This window comes from Vibrio sp. CB1-5, from assembly GCF_059412285.1.
In genome coordinates this window covers 14952-31794 of the sequence record NZ_JBJHPB010000032.1, presented here as the reverse complement: position 1 = coordinate 31794, position 16843 = coordinate 14952, and the positions used below count along the sequence as shown (strand labels likewise).

Here is a 16843-nt window from a genome sequence, read left to right as displayed (position 1 = left end):
TTTTGCTATTCAATAACACGCGCTAAGCGCGTACAATCATTATTCGTCTCGATGGTGTATTGTACCATCGATAGAGCACGTTCACTCCAGCGATATTACGTCATTGTAACAAAATTAGGCTCATGGAATATCGGCTAAATCGAGTTTGAAAGAGAGAAATATGCGTAAACGTTACCTGACCCAGTTTTTCCTGATCATGGGCTTGACTGTAGCGATGCCTGCTCTGGCATCCCAAGAGTCAGCGCCTAATCTCGCCTATTTCACCCTTGAGCCAGAACTGACCACCAACTTCTACACCAAAGGTAAGCGCCTTGGCTATGTTCAAGTGCGTATCGATGTCATGGTGGCCGATGTGAATGATTTGGCAGTGATTGAACATCACCAACCGCTGATCCGCGATGCGGTGATTGAACTGCTTGGCAAGCAAAATGCCGATGTGATTAAGTCGTTGGCTGGACGAGAGGAGATACGCCAAGCCTTAGTGAGCAACCTCAATAATCTATTGCTGGCAGAAACGGGCAAGGCAGTCATTGCCGACCTGCTTTTCACCAAGTATCTCTACCAATAACCGCTCAGCGCACTGATACACTGAGCGATTAATTTGGCTCTAACGCTTGAGGCGTTGGCAATCAATCAGTCCAAGCAACACACCCGCTGCCAATCCTGATAGATGCGCCATATTGGCGATCGCCATAAATGGCTGCACAAAACCGAGCACCAGCCATACCAACATAAAGCCGACGATAGGTTTTTGGATCTCGAGTCCAAGGTCTGGGCGTTTAATGGTTAGCATCCATAAATAACCAACTAAGGCATACACCACACCCGACAAACCGCCAAAGTTAGCGCCCTCAACCCAATATTGGCCTGTACCTGATACCGCCGCGGACAACAAAAAGATTTCTAACAACTTTTTCGCGCCAAGACGCTGCTCGATATCACCACCAAGCTGCCACCACCATAACAGGTTGAAGATGATGTGCATCGCCGAAAAGTGCAGCAGCGCATGACTGAACCAGCGCCAGATTTGCCATTGCTGACCATCAAACGCAGGGAAATGCAGCGCTGCGAAGATCGCGTTACCCAATCCAAGTTGCTGCAGGATAAAGATAACCGAACAGATCACCATGATGGCCAGTGTCACCACGCCCGCCTTGGCTTTGATCATCGACATAAAGCTTGGGGTTTGATAGCGAAATGAGTTGTGTCTCGTTTCGGCCATCTCCCAGGATGATGCTTGATACTTAGCATCGAATGGATTGTCGAGAAACTGCTTGAGCTCGACTTCGGCTTCAAGCTGATCTTCACTATTCATCAACCACAAGGCAAATTGACCCTCACCCTCAGGCATCATCTGCACATCAATACGCCTTGACGCCATATAGTCAATAAACGCTTGCCCCATTCTCGGGTTCTGAAGAGTGATAAGTCTAACCATGTTTGTCCTCGTTAACTGTGACTTTCTGTCGGCAGTGTGGCGCGGTGCCAAGCTTCAAAGCCGCCGTCCACACTGTATACCTGTTCAAAGCCTTGGTTCAGCAAATACTGAGCAGCACCTTGGCTACTAATACCGTGATAGCACATCACTAACACGGGTGCATCAAACTCAACTTGCTGCATGAAATCGACGATGCTGTCATTGGTGAGATGGTAAGCGCTGGTTGCGTGTGCAACCGAGAAACTTTGGATATCACGAATGTCCACTAGCCTCGCTTCTTCGTTGTCTTGTAGTAGCTGATGTGCCGCTTGCACATCGATGTGTTGAAACTGCTCCATAGAGTCTAATCCTTTACATTCATCACACATGGCGCCACATCAAAGTTAAGCGTATTCCATGCGTTTTTTTCATGATTTTATTAGCTTCGATAATAGCACTATTCAGTGCTAACAAAGTACCGACACCTTTTAGGGTTATCCACCCTAGTCTATATTTTCACCAGCTGTGAGTAACTCTGTGGATTGCGTTGATAAAGTGGTTTTGGATCTTTTGATCCACTATATCTGGGTATGATCTTGATCTAACTGTGGGTAAGGCAAAAGGTATCCCCAAGGCCAAAAGCGTCGAAACTCCCCATTTGTCGCTGCTTTCTGACAGTTGGCAAATAATTTTGTCACAGACTTATCCACAAGCCATAACAACAAAATCCGGATCGATGATCGGCAAGAGAAACGACGGTCGATCACCATTGCGATCAACATCATATACTTGGTCTGATTTTGAGTACGATAGGTGGTAGAGAGGTGATCAAACGCGAACCATCAAAAAGGCCGAAGTCTTTCGACTTCGGCCTTTAAAATTTGAACTGCGCGTCATGCTCAGTGATTCGAATTCAACGTGATTAAAACTCACCGACGGCGGCTTTGAGCTTCTTCATTGCATTCTTTTCTAGCTGACGAATACGCTCTGCAGACACACCATAGTTATCGGCTAGGTCTTGTAACGTCGACTTGTTGTCATCTAACCAACGAGAACGAACAATATGTTGGCTGCGCTCATCCAGTGTCGCCAGCGCATGGCCAAGACGATTATTGGTGTGCGCTTCCCAGTTTTGAGCTTCGTAGTCTTCAGCAAGATCTGAGCTTTTGTCTTCTAGGTAAAGTGCTGGCGCCGTGTATGTGGTGCCCGCTTCATCGTCATCGCTTGGCATTTCAAACGTTGCGTCTTGCGCGGCCAAACGGGATTCCATCTCGCGAACTTCAGAAGGCTCGACACCTAGCTCTTTCGCGACGGTTTCCACTTCGCCATTGTTAAACCAACCAAGACGCTTTTTAGACTTACGTAGGTTGAAGAACAATTTGCGCTGCGCTTTTGTGGTCGCAATCTTAACGATACGCCAGTTACGCAACACGTACTCATGGATTTCAGCTTTGATCCAGTGTACTGCGAACGACACCAGTCTTACCCCAACTTCTGGGTTGAAGCGTTTTACCGCCTTCATCAGACCAATGTTACCCTCTTGCACGAGATCCGCCATAGGCAGGCCGTAACCTGAATAGCCACGAGCGACATGAACAACAAAGCGAAGGTGTGACAAGATGAGTCCTTTCGCCGCATCAATCTCACCGTCGTAATGCAATCTTTCTGCTAGTTCACGCTCCTCATCAGCGGTCAGCATTGGGTAGCTATTCACTGAGCGGATGTAGCTGTCTAAGCTATCTTGTGTTACTAAAGCCATTGGATACGCTTGGTTTGCCATTCACTTCCTCATCTATCTCGAGCAGGGTTAACACCTTCTTAACCTGTCAATACTGAACCTAATCGGTAGCAGATTCAAGAAGGGGCTAGTAATTATGCATAATCAATGGGTCTAAACAAGTGTATTTGCCGATTAAATTTCACCCATTAATAGGTGAACACCTTGTTAATGAGACACAAATCTCACTATCTTGTTGAATCCCAGCATGATTATGACGCTAGCCCCTATCACGCTTTGTTACCGATTATTTTGACTGCAGTTCTCTAAACCGGTTCAATTTCTTTTAAGTGGCGCTTGGCAGAAATTCTCGCCGCTCCAGTGCCGAGGAACAGACCAAGCATCAAGATAAGCAACGTCTCATCCCAGCTAAGTCCTAGCAGGCGAAAATCACTGTCATACATCATCGCCAAGTCAGTCACAGTGCTATTGATAATTACCGTTAGCAAAGCCGTTAGTAGCCAAGCGACAAGTGCACCGATGAGACCGAACCACATACCAGAATACAGATAAGGCCTTAAGATAAAGGCATCGGTGGCACCAATCAGTTTCATGGTCTGAATGGCCTCTTTATTAGCTAGCACATTAAAGCGCAGCGTGTTGCCAACGATCAGGAATACTGACACCAGCATCAGCACCGACAAGCTCACCACCAACGTTGAGGCCAAATTCTTAATGGCATCGAAGCGGCCTAACCAATCTTCATCGCGGCGCACATCGGTAATGTCACCTCGAGTGCGCAGTTTCGAGACCAACTCTCGGTCAGTCTTTACGCTGGTATCACTGGGAATGATCACTAATACGCCAGGCAAGGCATAGCCATCAAGGAGGCTTAATGCTTGATCAAGACCGGAATGCTCGCTCAAATCAGCCAAGCCTTGCTGCGGCGTGATGAACTCCACCTTGCTGACGGTATCCCAGCTTTCGATGTCATCTTTGAGCACTAGCACTCTGGCATCGGCGACACCGACATCAATGAATGCAGTAATTTGCGACTGACTGGCTACATTGGAGGTCACAGCAGCGACGTTCTTACCCAGCAAGTACAAACAAGCGGGCATGGTTAACGCCATGGAAATCACCGCTAGCGTTAAGATATTGCCAAGCGGGCGCTGCCACATTTCGATAAGCGAGTTTTTCGCTTGGCGCCAATGCACAGCAAAAAAGCCATCGGATTTTAGGCGGTGTTTCACCTGTTTTTGTTTACGCTTAAACGCCATCACTCACCTCACTCAAAAAGCCTTGGTTCAGCTCAAGGTAGCGGTATTGTGGGCGCGAGCGCACCAAATTAATGTCGTGAGTTGCCAGCAGTATCGAGACGCCGGCACGGTTAAACTCTTCAAACAGCTTCAACACCTTGTTCGACAGCTCTGGGTCGAGGTTACCCGTAGGCTCATCGGCAAGCAGCATGGTAGGTCGATTAACCACCGCACGAGCGATACCGACACGCTGCTGTTCACCACCAGAGAGCTGGCTTGGCAAACACTTCATTTTGTCGAGCAGTCCTGTTTTATCCAGTGCCGCCGACACTCGGCGCTTGATTTCATTTTCTGAAATAGACTCGATGCGCATCGGCAAGGCGACGTTGTCAAACACGGTGCGATCCATCAGTAATCGGTGATCTTGAAACACGATACCGATATTACGACGCAAGAAAGGAATGTCTTTTGCTGGCAGTCGACTAATATCATAATCGTTAAACAGTATGCGACCATCAGTTGGTCGCTCGATAGCGCAGATAAGCTTTAATAGAGTACTCTTACCTGCACCCGAGTGGCCGCCCAAAAACGCCATTTCACCGCGTTTTAGGTGGAAGTCGACTTTTTGCAGTGCTTGTCGTCCCCCACGGTAGGCTTTACTCACTTGTTCAAATTTGATCACCGAATCATTCCTCTGATCTGGACGTCCTAGGTCAGAAAAGGGATGCCATGCATCCCCTTCCCTTACTCTTCGCGACTAAACAGTGCGTCAATAAAATCTTGCGTCTCAAATGGCCTTAAATCATCAATCCCTTCACCCACACCAATATAGCGGATTGGGATCTGGAATTGATCAGCGAGGGCAAAGATCACCCCACCTTTTGCCGTACCATCAAGTTTGGTGAGCGTAATACCGGTTAGCGGCGCAACATCGCTAAACAGCTTCGCTTGGCTAATGGCGTTTTGGCCAGTGCCCGCATCCAGTGTTAGCATGATTTCGTGCGGCGCCGAGTCGTCAATCTTCTTCATCACGCGTACGATTTTACGCAGCTCTTCCATAAGGTTAGCTTTGTTTTGCAAACGGCCAGCGGTATCAGCGATGACAACGTCAGCACCGCGAGCTTTCGCTGCTTCAATCGCATCGTAGATAACAGAGGCACTATCCGCGCCAGTATGCTGAGCAATCACAGGAACGTCATTACGCTCGCCCCATACTTGAAGCTGCTCGACCGCTGCTGCGCGGAAGGTATCGCCCGCGGCCAGCATGACTTTCTTGCCTTCAGCCTGAAATTGCTTCGCCAGCTTACCGATAGTGGTCGTTTTACCGACACCATTAACACCCACCATAAGGATCACGAATGGCGTTTTGGTCGAATCCACTTCCAGCGGTTTTTCAACCTGAACTAGGATCTCCGCCATTTCCTCTTTTAGAAGGCCGTATAACGCTTCACCATCTTTTAAATCGGCACGAGACGCTTTTTCTGTAAGGTTATCAATAATTTTTACCGTGGTGTTCATGCCCACGTCAGCAATTAATAGTTGCTCTTCAAGCTCTTCAAACAGCTCATCGTCGATTTCTTTGCCTTTGAACAAACCAAAGAAACCGGCACCAATGTTAGCTTTGGTGCGGCTTAAACTGCGCTTTAAACGTGCGAAGAAGCTTTCTGTTGGCTTCTCTTGCTCTTGAACTCGCGCAGCGACTGGCGCTTCTACTTCTACTTCTGCTTCTGCTTCTGCTTCTGCTTCTGCTTCTGCTTCTGCTTCTGCTTCTGCTTCTGCTTCTGCTTTTTCAGTATCTTGAGTTTCATCCTCAGCAACCACGTCTTGGTCCACTGATTCTAGAGCTGTTTGCTCTTCTTGCTGTTCTAGCGTCTCTTCAACACTGGCTTCAACCTTGTCAGTTTGCGGTTGCTGCTCATCACCTGATTCTACTGATGGCTGCTCTGATTCGGTCTGTGCAGACGTGTCTTGTTGTTTTTGCTCAGTTTGCTCTTCATCGCCAAAACCGAGCCAAGAGAGGAGTCCGCGTTTTTTCTTTTCTGTCATCTGAAACTATCCTGAATACTGTCTTTTCAAATGTCTTAAATTCGTCGTTGCCAAGACGCGATGATTTTACGTCTGACGTTGCAAAAATAATTGTGACAAAGCAGTGAAAACTTTTCTCAGAGATTGGTACACTTCGTCACTTATCAATTTAAGCTCTTTAATGAGCCCGTTATAGTATCACTTTATTGGCGGTCAAAAAATCTATGGTTAGACGTCGCAAGCAAACTCCATCACAAAAACCATCAAGCCAGATGGGCAGTGTTCGCATCATCAGCGGACTTTGGCGTGGTCGCAAGCTCCCTGTGCACGATGCAGAAGGGCTCAGACCCACCACCGATCGCGTCAAAGAAACGGTATTTAACTGGCTAGCTCAAGATGTTCCGCACGCCAAGGTGCTCGATCTGTTCGCAGGTTCCGGCGGTCTAGGTTTTGAAGCCGCGTCGAGACAAGCCGAACAAGTCACTATGATCGAGCTTAATGACAAAGCCTACAAGCAAATTGTCAGTAATATCGCACTGGTCAAAGCAGACAACATCAAAGCTCATCACGGTGATGCACTAAGTTTCTTGTCTCAAGTTGGGCAACCGCAAGACTTGGTGTTTATCGATCCTCCTTTTCGCAAAGGGTTACTACCAGATGTCATAGAACGTCTAGAGAGTAATGGCTGGCTCGCTGACAATGCGTTAATCTATATTGAAACGGAAAAAGAACTGCAGCTTGACGCTCTCCCAGAGCACTGGGATCTCCTAAAAGAAAAAACAGCGGGTCAGGTTAGCTACCGATTATTTGAGAGGGAATCACAATGAAAGCGCTATTAATGCTGGCAAAAATCGCCTTTGGATTTGTTTGGTTTGTGTTGATCTTAAACATCTTCCACCCATTTCCAGGTAAGGGCGCGATCGCGCTGTACATCATGACCGCATTCCTATTTATGATGCACGGTATTCAAATGGCGATTTTCATTGGTGCCTTTGGCGATAAGCTCAAACTCGGTACTTGGGAGAAGTACTCAATACTGGCGTTTGGTATTTTCGCTCTGCTGGATATTCGCCAAAAACACATGATGGGACCAGCGTCAGAGCAGGATGACGAAAGCCAAGAGCAAAAGTAGACGCCTTCTCAAACAAGCTATAGAAAAAGAGCCGCGAATGCGGCTCTTTTTTGTTACTTACGTTTCACGATTAACCTAGGTAGCTTTTCACACCGTTTAGGAACATTTGGGTCGAAATCATCACTAGTAATAGGCCCATCAAGCGCTCGACCGCTTTCAATCCCCTTTCTCCCAGCAGTTTGTGGAAAAAGTTATAGAACATCAAAATGAAGAACGTCGCACCCCAAGCAATTAACACCGCAGCAGACAGCTCAACCAAATTGTCTGGATTTTGTGTTGAGAGCAGTAAAACGGACGCAATCACCGATGGCCCTGCAATCATAGGGATCGCCATAGGGACAATGAATGGCTCTTCACCTGCGGCTAAACCTGTCACACTGCCCGCCTGTGGGAAAATCATCCTAATCGCAATGATGAACAAGATAATACCGCCCGAAATACTCAGCGTTTCCGGCTCAACGTGTAAGAAGCTAAGTATGCCTTTCCCTGCAAAAAGGAACAGAAGCAGAATGAGCAAAGCAAAGCACAGCTCGCGTACTAATATCTTGCGACGACGCTCAGGATCGACGTGTTTGAGTATTGAAAGAATGATGGGAAGGTTGCCAAGCGGATCCATGATGAGAAATAACATGGTCGCCGCTGAAAGAATATCCATGGATTACAGCCTGCTAACGAAATTTTCTGGGAGTATAGCAGGCTATTTATCGTTTAGTGAGAACAGACTCGCTCGATGTTTAGGCTCCACAGTCCATCATTCTCAATCACTTTTTGCTTTTCGACAAAAAATGCTAGCAAAGAGTCAAGGTCAAAACCATCGCGACTGCAAGTGCGAAAAGTGGCATTGACGCCAAACTGTTCAATAACGGTTTGCTCAAGTTGCGTTCGACTCATCGGCTGCTCGCGCAACAGATTAAGAACTTTATGAGCGTGAATGTCAGATGCTGTCATGATGAATACCTTACTAAATGTTCAGATCGCCATACTAGCCCAGTTTACTCCCCATCACGATGATCTATCGCAAAGGCACTGACTTAAACATAAGGACAGTTACTGCGCCGCGAAAGACAAAGCAGAAGCGATCAGCAAACTTTGCGCGGCATAGTAGCTGCCAGATACCACATAGCGAGCTCGCCTAGATTGAAAGTGATACTGGTCGAGTGCCAAAAGTAGCGCAGATAGCAGCAATACCAGCGCACCGGCAAAGCCTAGGGTCGATGATGATGTTCCGGCAATCAGCCACGCCTCTCCTGCAGCACAAAGCAAGTGCACTAAAGATAGCCCCATGAATGCCACAGGCATTAAAAATGAGTCCAAACGTGGTAAAAGTAACAAAAACGTCACGATAGCAATACACAGCAGTAGTGCAGGCAACCAGAGCACAAACTGACTGTCCACGACTCCCCAAATCGCCCAACTATAAACCAACTGAGCAAGAATAAAGCCCACAAAGCTAAATTTAGTATGCTGTTGCCACTGTGCTATCGCGTCGCTCACCGCGAACACGCCAAGCCCAAGCAACATCCATATTTGATAGGACTGCAAATGGTCAATGGCCAAAATCATTGTGGCTAACAGTGCATGCGTCAGCAAACTGAACAGCACCATTCTGACCTTGTCCCCTTTTTCATCCGCAAAAATATACAGCAAGCCCGAAAGCGCGACTGCCAGCCAACTCCACATACACATACCCAGTTCTTATTATCGCTCCCAGTGTATGAAGCTCACTGATCCTGTCCAGTGCTAAGGGGTAAAAGTTGGACTTGTCTTAAACTAAACCATTCTCGTTTTGACATTGGTAAATTTCACTCCTTTATACAGCCCGCTACTGACAACCGCATTAATTTAAAAAGCAAACGTTTGCCCTTACATTAGCCAATAGAGCTTCCATTTCTTCTGCTCTACTTGAGTATGGCAATGTATTTATTTCATACTTGCATCCAAAGTCACACATAAACCACTGTTTTAAATCATAATTAACCTAAAGAAAATCAACTAAAAGAAACGTTAACTTTCTAATGACCTAACAAAAACATCGATTTTCTATCACTGAGTAAGAAAATCTAGACCAATTTCTCACCTCTCAAGATAACTGAAGTTAAAAACCTTGCCACCAACATCACAACAAACACCACAGAGACCTGTGAGAACACCAAAGCCTCAAAAATGCACCTTGATTTATTGAGCAACATGTAAACACAATTTATTCCAAACAAAACAAACACTTAATACGGACTTGCATCACAAAACGCCATGCGGACAAAATTAACACAAAATAAATACACTGTTTCCTTGTGGCATTGAGATCAAATTAACGTTAGAAAACGTCATAAAACAGAAAGAATTGAAGAATATCATTGCCTAAAAGCCAAAAACAGTGCTATTCTTATTTCCAACGACAGAATTATTGAAAGGAGCAGTGTTATGATTTCATCTTCTCAGAAGCAAGGTCTAGTGATGATAGCCGTAGTAGTAGGGCTAATGACACTGCCGATGCTTTACTAGTATTGACTGAGTCAAAGCCGCAAGATCAAAAAAGGGACGCTTTCAGCGTCCCTTTTTCGTTTTCGTTAGATGAGTAGTCAGGCTAGCCACTCGCTTAAGCGTCAATCGACTACCTCGTACGATTATTTGGCGAGAATGTGCAGCACTTTTTCCCAGTGCACGTAGTAAAAGCCCATAGCAATTAGCGTAATCAACGCCATCAACCACATTGCTGTACGCCAGATAAATCGGCTACTGCGTGGAGTGAGTTCTTGTTCACACTCATCGCAAGTACGCAAAAACCCGGACTTGTCGTCCAACTCAAAATCATCCTCATGAACAATTTTATTGCGAATGGTAGCGATATAACGCAATTTACTGATTACATCATGAGGCAGGCGCTCCTCACAGCTCGTTACTAGCTGATGCAAACCTTTGCCATCTGCTCGATATTGCTGCCTGAGCAATTTTTCCAAACGTCGTGTGCGTACAACCACGCTTTCAATATCAGACATATCCATCCCTCCCAACACCAGCGAAATGTGAAAAAGCCGTGCTGGCTCATGTCTTTACTTTCGGTTCACTCCATTGTTAACCATCTGTATTAAGAATTCGACAATTGTTAGGTAAATTCAAGTAAAGATTTAACCCTAATTCCACTGCCTTTTGTGTGATATGAGCCTAAAATTCTCGGCAAAACCCACTAAGACAGCTTATTTTCTGCGGTTTTTGTGCGATCTTAGTTCCAGCGCATTGGAATATACGGGGTTAATATGCCTATCACTCTCATTCTAGCGGTGGTGCTACTGATCGGCGTCGCTGGCTATCTATTTGTTTTCATTCAGCAAAAACACACTTTTGGTATCGATGCACCGGAGCGAAAAGCCTCGGTCACTATTCTCGATAAGCAAGTGGTTGAGACAGAAGATCCCACACAAGAAGACGAATATTGGATCTACATTCAAAAAGGCGCCTTCGGTCCTAAGCGAGAGTTTCAGATTGGTGTCCACTACTACCACCACCTCAATCCCGGTGACAGAGGGATGTTGACCTATCAAGGTGATAAATTCCTACACTTCGCCCTAAAGCGTTAACAAAAACAACAAACCGCCTAGATTTACGTCACTTAGCTGTCGTGATAGCGTTAGCCGTGATAGCTTTAGCAAAGCTAAATCACAGGGACGTAAATCATGAAATTAGCCTCAAACGTGACACGCAATACAATAGTTGCGTGCTTTGCCATACTCACATCTGGCTGCAGTGCCGCCTATCAAGGTCGCGTCAATGACGCCGAAGTACACCTTGTTGACTATTTCCAACGCTCAGATGGTGCTGCCGCATTAATCAGCACCATGGACGAGCAAAACATCGATCATGCTTACGTTATGGGCTTACCCGTGATGAAAAAGTGGGATGCTAGCGCACCAAAAGCGCCCCGCTTTGTCTACGGTGACGATACTCCTGTGTATTACTACTCCTTCACCGATGAACTCATCGCCCGTGAAGTAGAATCATTACCCACCGAAAGCCAAGCCAGACTGCACCCATTTATCAGTGGTTTCAACACCACAGACATGAACGCCGCAGAGCATATCGAACGAGAGCTCAACTACCGCCCCGGATTTTGGCAAGGCATTGGCGAAGTGATTACCCGTCATGATCACCTAACCGCTTTGACTTCCGATGAAAAACCAAGAGCCAATCATCCTGCACTGAGCAAGGTGTATGATCTTGCCGCACAACATGATATGCCAGTTCTTTTGCATACCAACATCACATCTCAACGCGAAGATAACCCTTTATATTTGCAGGAACTTGAACAGGCCTTGAGTGATCACCCAGACACTCGGTTTCTATGGGCGCATGCAGGAACCACAACGACACTGACCAGAACCATCACCATGAAGTTTCTGTACCAGACCGTCGCTGATTTGCTGAGTGAGCACGACAACCTATACATTTTGGCATCGTGGAGTTTAATTGAAGTGATGATGCCTAAAGGGCAAATTGACCTCCGCTGGCTATCGCTGATTGAAGCCTATCCAGAGCGGTTTATGATTGGTAGTGATGTGGTTGGACAGTTCCAATATCAGGCAGGAGCCTTGGCGGTATGGTCGCCTATCTTGTCCGCACTGCCGAAGCACGTTGCCGACAAGATGGCCTACCAAAATATGCTGAGTGTGTTACCGAAGAAAACGCCGCAGAAATGAGATTAACTCAACGCTTGAACTTTTTGGCTCCAGCGCTGTGCATCGGCCAGCGCTGCAAACACTTGATTTTGTGACACACCAAGCTGCACCCGATGCTGCTCAAGCCCTTGCCAGTCTGCAGATTCGAAACACTCACCAATCAGCAATAAACGACCATAAGGCCCCTGACGCTCAAGCAAGGCGCGCTTTATCTCTTCACATAACGGCAGTTGAGTAATCAATTGCTCAAGAGAGAGGTCCATCAACGCATCCAAAATCGAGAACAGACCAATCATGAAGGCTTGATCTTTGTATTGCCTGAATGGCGGGTACTTGGTCATCAAGCGACAAAATTGCGCTCGCTGCAGTGATAACTCATACAGGGCTTTAGGCTTGTTGCTTGAGATAAAAGACGCGACGCTGAGCGACACAAACAGTTTGAGTTTGTCTTGTCCAAGATAGACCAAGGCTTGGCGGAATGATGAGATCTCTGACTCTAGACGCGGACTCATGGTATTGACGAACTGCAGCAGCTTATAGGACAAAGAGACATCCTTGGCGACAATCTGTTCAACCTTATCAAAGTCAACTTCAGGCACGCACACTTGCTGAAACAGCTCCATGGCCACCAGCTGTTCAGGGCTAATGTAGACCTGCTTTTCCATGATAGGTTTGCTAAAGAAAAAGCCTTGGAAGAACTTAAATCCAGACTGCTTGGTTAGTAGGAACTCTTGTTCGGTTTCCACACGTTCAGCCAGATAATGCCTTGGGCTGCCCTTAGCTTTTTGACACTCAACAAACTGACACGCTTGCTCGACTCCCATCGACATAATGTCGAGCTTAACTATCTGCACAAAGGGGAGAAAACGCTCCCACGCTTCTTTATAAACGAAGTCATCAAGGGCGATCATATAACCACTGCGTGATAACTCTTTGATAGCCTCATAAAGCTCATCGTTGGGCTCACAGGTTTCTAATATCTCAATCACCACTCGCTCTTTTGGTAAAATAAGCGGCAAGCGACGTATGAGGCTCTGCTGTGGGAAATTAATAAAACACCGAGAGTTCGAAAGAGCAGGGTTCACTCCAAGCGATAAGAAGTTCTCTGCGATGAGGCGATAAGTGGCTCGGTTGGCATCCACATGGACTGGAAACGCATTGCGTTCACCATCACGAAACAGTAGCTCATACCCCAAGGTATGGCGACGTGCATTGAAGATGGGCTGACGCGCTACGTAGGTAGCGTACATATCCAAACCGCCAGCCTACGACTTAGCCGCGGCCAACAAGGCGCCGCATCCCACGAACATAGAACCAAATACTTTGTTGATACGCCCCATCACTCGATCCGAACGAATATAGCGTCCCATCTGTGATGCGAGCGAGGTGTAGCCAAGCATAACCACCGCATCGATGACGACGGTGGTAATGCCCAAAATCATCAGTTGTTGAAACTGGTCGCCCGCAGGGTCAATAAACTGCGGAAACAGCGCCACCAAAAACACGATCGATTTCGGGTTGGTGAGGTTTATCAGTACTGCGCTGCGCAGCAGTTGTCCTGTACTGCGACTCTCATGTGCAGTTTTAGCGGATACAGATTGTGTATCTCGCCATTTTTGAATGCCAAGCCAAATGAGGTACACCACCCCAACCCACTTGATCACACTGAATGCCAATGCAGATTGCGCGACAAGTGCGCCAATACCTGCACCCACCAGCACAATATGAATCGCCAGCCCGATCTGCAAGCCAACAATGGCTGCAAGGGATTTGCGCGTCCCGTAGCTCAAGCCATTGCTGATCGAATTAACGGTGCCCGATCCCGGCGCCAAACTGAACACGATTGCTGTCACCACGTAAGCAAACCAAACATGATAATCCATTGTATTTCCTCACCACTGGTTTACTCTTAACTAAATAAGACACCTCGTGGACTAATCACCCTGCACATCGACACAAAAATGTCGAAAAAACAGTGCATTATACACAAATATTGAAGCAGGCCTATGTATGCACAAAAAGAATGCTACTGATATCTCTTATACTCAAGAACCTCAATTTGAGCAAGCAATAAACACACAAATAGCTCAATTATGGGAGAGTCGCCATGAGGGCAAGCTCAGAGCAAAGGATGGTAAACGGCTCTATTGGTGTAAGTTAACCCACGAAAGCCATACCAAAGCCCTTGTGGTCGTCAACGGACGCATCGAGTCAGCCTGGAAATATCAGGAACTGTTTTTTGACTTCTACCAGCAAGGCTACAACATTTATTCATTTGATCATCGCGGTCAGGGGCTGTCTACTCACCTAGCACCCAACTCTGAAATGGGTCACGTTAATGAGTTTGACGACTACCTCGATGACATGCAGTTACTGTTAGAGCACTTTGATTTGAGCCACTATGAGCAGCGCCACCTACTCGCGCACTCTATGGGCGGCAACATTTCTACTCGATATCTGCAAACTCGCCCTAATCATGGTTTTGATAAGATTGCACTGAGCGCCCCGATGTATGGCGTGAATGTTCCTTGGTACCTAAAACCGATTGCTATTTGGCTCTCGCAAATCATGACAGCGATTTACCCAACCCCAACCTATGCCCCGGGCTATCAAGGTTATGTGGCAAAACCGTTCGACATCAACCCGCTCTCTTCAAGTGAAGTACGTTATCACTGGTTTCGCGACCTGTATGAAAAGATGCCTGAGCTAAAAATCGGCGGCCCGAGCACGCGTTGGGTGTGGCAAGGCTTAATGGCAGCTAAGCAATGCATTCAACAAACTAGACAAGTCAATATTCCACTGCTTGTGGTCCAAGCAGGCGCCGATCAGATTGTAAGTAACCAAGACCAACTGCGCTTTATCAATAAACTGTCACGCACCAATGCAAACGCTGCCCTTGTTACAGTCGATGGCGCCAAACACGAAGTGCTGTTTGAAAAAGACCAATATCGCAACCAAGCACTGGATGCGATAACCACATTCTTTGGCGCTAACACGTCTTTTACAGATAAACAGTACTGAAAGCCATAAATTGCGGAAAAGTCGGTAAATGAGGAAACAAATCAATTCACCATTTACCCTCTTTTTCTGCGCCCAGATCCCCTACAATTGTCACCATTGTGACGGCTTTGTTGGCCGCGCCAAGCGACTCGCTTTTACCTGTGACACGAAGAGAGAACTATGACCCTGAATCGAGATTCCATCAAAATTGTTGCCTCAGATCTAGACGGTACCCTACTGGCACCCGACCACCTACTCAGTGCCAACTCTAAGCAAACCTTAAAAGAGCTGCACGCCAAGGGCTATACCTTTATCTTCGCCACAGGTCGTCATCATGTCGACGTAGCGGGCATTCGTGAATCTGTTGGCATTCCTGCCTATATGATCACCTCTAACGGCGCCCGTGTTCACGATGAGAAAGGTGAGCTGCTATACAGCGAAAACATTCCACAAGACATGGTTCAATCTGTAGTGGATGTTTTGAACACCGACAGCGAACTGTTTGTTCACATGTATCAAGATGACACTTGGTTACTAAACCAAGAAGATGAATTCTTGCGAAAGTTCCATACTGAGACGGGCTTTACCTATAACTTGTTTGATGCTAGCAACGCACCAACTCAGGGTATCGCTAAGATCTTTATCACCCATCCAAAGCAAGACCATGAACATTTGGTTGAGTTTGAGGATGCACTGCGTGAGAAGTTTGGTGATTCGCTCAATATCGCGTTTTCGACACCTTGGTGCTTAGAAGTGATGGCAAAAGAAGTGTCTAAAGGTGAAGCCTTGAAAGCTGTCGCGGAGAAGCTTGGATACGGACTTGAAAACTGTATCGCATTTGGCGATGGCATGAACGATGCCGAGATGCTAAGCATGGCAGGTCATGGCTTGGTCATGGAAAATGCTCACGAGAAAGTGAAAAAAGCCCTACCAAACAATACCGTCATTGGCAGCAATGCAGATGACGCCGTTGCAGAGTTTTTGAAGAAACACCTACTGTAACGAAGTCGTACCCTCCCATGCTCACCCCTATATGGCGCATATCCTCGCCATTGGGCATGGGAGCTTGCTGAACTTTATTCCCTGGAGCAAAAAGCTTCATAAACAAAAGTCCCAAGAACAGAAAGTCTCACGCACAAATCTAGCGAGCCACTCGCGCCAAAATCGCAGACCACTCAGACTCTGATACTGGCATCACGGACAAGCGATTACCTCGTTTTACCAACGGCATATTCTCAAGCTCAGGCATCACTTTAAGAATACTTAGCGGCAGAACGCGCTTAAACTTTTCGACATATTCAATGTCTACCATTAACCAGCGCGGGTTATCAGGATCGGACTTTGGGTCGTAGTAGTCGCTGTTGATATCAAACTGGAAATGGTCGGGATAGGCTTCTTTGGTAATACGAGCAATACCAGCCACGCCTATTGTCTTGCATGAGGAGTGATAAATGAGCACTAAATCGCCCAGCTTCATCTCGTCGCGAATCATGTTACGCGCTTGATAATTACGAACGCCTTCCCAGCATGAGCTCCCTTTTACACGCAGTGCGTCGATGGAAAACTCATCTGGCTCTGTTTTAAATAACCAATATGCCATAATGGTGTGGATACCTGTGATCG

General features: G+C 46.7%; 20 protein-coding genes. 7 read left to right on the top strand and 13 right to left on the bottom strand.

The window, feature by feature from the left end; genetic code table 11:
• The first annotated feature begins 160 nt into the window (after positions 1-160).
• Complete coding sequence (locus ACJB0T_RS18790) at positions 161-568, top strand: flagellar basal body-associated protein FliL (RefSeq protein WP_479291962.1); 408 nt, start codon at positions 161-163, stop codon at positions 566-568.
• Between the two features lie 39 nt (positions 569-607).
• On the opposite strand, the gene glpG is transcribed toward ACJB0T_RS18790, so the two are convergent.
• The 6 genes from glpG to ftsY form a co-directional block, all read right to left on the bottom strand.
• Positions 608-1438, bottom strand: a complete 831-nt coding sequence (glpG, locus tag ACJB0T_RS18785) for a rhomboid family intramembrane serine protease GlpG (protein WP_479291964.1) — start codon at positions 1436-1438, stop codon at positions 608-610.
• A gap of 11 nt (positions 1439-1449) precedes the next feature.
• Positions 1450-1776, bottom strand: a complete 327-nt coding sequence (gene glpE, locus ACJB0T_RS18780; protein WP_479291966.1) for a thiosulfate sulfurtransferase GlpE — start codon at positions 1774-1776, stop codon at positions 1450-1452.
• 563 nt (positions 1777-2339) lie between these two features.
• Complete coding sequence (rpoH, locus tag ACJB0T_RS18775; protein ID WP_479291967.1) at positions 2340-3197, bottom strand: RNA polymerase sigma factor RpoH; 858 nt, start codon at positions 3195-3197, stop codon at positions 2340-2342.
• A 263-nt stretch (positions 3198-3460) separates the two neighbouring features.
• The gene (ftsX, locus tag ACJB0T_RS18770; RefSeq protein ID WP_479291969.1) at positions 3461-4414 is read right to left on the bottom strand and encodes a permease-like cell division protein FtsX; all 954 of its coding nucleotides are present in this window, start codon (positions 4412-4414) and stop codon (positions 3461-3463) included.
• On the bottom strand, positions 4404-5075 hold the full coding sequence (ftsE, locus tag ACJB0T_RS18765; protein WP_042502875.1) for a cell division ATP-binding protein FtsE: 672 nt from the start codon (positions 5073-5075) through the stop codon (positions 4404-4406). Before ftsE ends, ftsX begins: the two co-directional genes overlap by 11 nt.
• A 62-nt stretch (positions 5076-5137) precedes the next feature.
• Positions 5138-6439 carry a signal recognition particle-docking protein FtsY gene (gene ftsY, locus ACJB0T_RS18760; protein WP_479291970.1) on the bottom strand — a complete coding sequence of 434 codons (1302 nt, stop codon included), beginning with the start codon at positions 6437-6439 and terminating at the stop codon, positions 5138-5140.
• A 203-nt stretch (positions 6440-6642) separates the two neighbouring features.
• On the opposite strand from ftsY, the gene rsmD reads away from it, so the two are divergent.
• Positions 6643-7245 (top strand): 16S rRNA (guanine(966)-N(2))-methyltransferase RsmD, encoded by a 603-nt coding sequence (rsmD, locus tag ACJB0T_RS18755; RefSeq protein ID WP_479291972.1) that lies wholly within the window; start codon positions 6643-6645, stop codon positions 7243-7245.
• Complete coding sequence (locus tag ACJB0T_RS18750) at positions 7242-7550, top strand: DUF1145 domain-containing protein (RefSeq protein WP_479291974.1); 309 nt, start codon at positions 7242-7244, stop codon at positions 7548-7550. The genes rsmD and ACJB0T_RS18750 overlap by 4 nt, the downstream gene beginning before the upstream one ends.
• 70 nt (positions 7551-7620) lie before the next feature.
• Here the strand turns inward: ACJB0T_RS18750 and ACJB0T_RS18745 are convergent, their stop codons facing one another.
• The 4 genes from ACJB0T_RS18745 to ACJB0T_RS18730 form a co-directional block, all read right to left on the bottom strand.
• The gene (locus tag ACJB0T_RS18745; protein ID WP_479291975.1) at positions 7621-8205 is read right to left on the bottom strand and encodes a YhgN family NAAT transporter; all 585 of its coding nucleotides are present in this window, start codon (positions 8203-8205) and stop codon (positions 7621-7623) included.
• Between the two features lie 53 nt (positions 8206-8258).
• Positions 8259-8498: a YecH family metal-binding protein gene (locus tag ACJB0T_RS18740; protein WP_479291977.1), complete on the bottom strand. Its 240-nt coding sequence runs from the start codon at positions 8496-8498 to the stop codon at positions 8259-8261.
• 99 nt (positions 8499-8597) lie between these two features.
• The gene (locus ACJB0T_RS18735; protein ID WP_479291978.1) at positions 8598-9230 is read right to left on the bottom strand and encodes a lysoplasmalogenase family protein; all 633 of its coding nucleotides are present in this window, start codon (positions 9228-9230) and stop codon (positions 8598-8600) included.
• 944 nt (positions 9231-10174) lie between these two features.
• Complete coding sequence (locus ACJB0T_RS18730) at positions 10175-10546, bottom strand: DUF4145 domain-containing protein (RefSeq protein ID WP_479291980.1); 372 nt, start codon at positions 10544-10546, stop codon at positions 10175-10177.
• A 258-nt stretch (positions 10547-10804) separates the two neighbouring features.
• Here ACJB0T_RS18730 and ACJB0T_RS18725 point away from each other — a divergent pair, with 258 nt between their 5' ends.
• Both ACJB0T_RS18725 and ACJB0T_RS18720 read left to right on the top strand, forming a co-directional pair.
• Positions 10805-11125, top strand: coding sequence for a DUF2500 domain-containing protein (locus ACJB0T_RS18725; RefSeq protein ID WP_479291981.1), 321 nt, complete (start codon positions 10805-10807; stop codon positions 11123-11125).
• 96 nt (positions 11126-11221) lie between these two features.
• A complete protein-coding gene (locus tag ACJB0T_RS18720; protein ID WP_479291983.1) occupies positions 11222-12241 on the top strand; it encodes an amidohydrolase family protein in 1020 nt (339 codons plus the stop codon).
• A 2-nt stretch (positions 12242-12243) separates the two neighbouring features.
• Here the strand turns inward: ACJB0T_RS18720 and ACJB0T_RS18715 are convergent, their stop codons facing one another.
• Both ACJB0T_RS18715 and rhtB read right to left on the bottom strand, forming a co-directional pair.
• Positions 12244-13470, bottom strand: a complete 1227-nt coding sequence (locus tag ACJB0T_RS18715; RefSeq protein ID WP_479291985.1) for an EAL and HDOD domain-containing protein — start codon at positions 13468-13470, stop codon at positions 12244-12246.
• 15 nt (positions 13471-13485) lie between these two features.
• Positions 13486-14103 carry a homoserine/homoserine lactone efflux protein gene (rhtB, locus tag ACJB0T_RS18710; RefSeq protein WP_479291987.1) on the bottom strand — a complete coding sequence of 206 codons (618 nt, stop codon included), beginning with the start codon at positions 14101-14103 and terminating at the stop codon, positions 13486-13488.
• 127 nt (positions 14104-14230) lie between these two features.
• On the opposite strand from rhtB, the gene ACJB0T_RS18705 reads away from it, so the two are divergent.
• Both ACJB0T_RS18705 and ACJB0T_RS18700 read left to right on the top strand, forming a co-directional pair.
• The gene (locus tag ACJB0T_RS18705) at positions 14231-15241 is read left to right on the top strand and encodes an alpha/beta fold hydrolase (protein WP_479291989.1); all 1011 of its coding nucleotides are present in this window, start codon (positions 14231-14233) and stop codon (positions 15239-15241) included.
• Between the two features lie 159 nt (positions 15242-15400).
• Complete coding sequence (locus ACJB0T_RS18700; protein WP_479291991.1) at positions 15401-16222, top strand: Cof-type HAD-IIB family hydrolase; 822 nt, start codon at positions 15401-15403, stop codon at positions 16220-16222.
• 139 nt (positions 16223-16361) lie between these two features.
• Here ACJB0T_RS18700 and ACJB0T_RS18695 read toward each other — a convergent pair whose 3' ends face one another.
• Positions 16362-16820: an EVE domain-containing protein gene (locus tag ACJB0T_RS18695; protein WP_479291993.1), complete on the bottom strand. Its 459-nt coding sequence runs from the start codon at positions 16818-16820 to the stop codon at positions 16362-16364.
• Between the last annotated feature and the right edge of the window lie 23 nt (positions 16821-16843).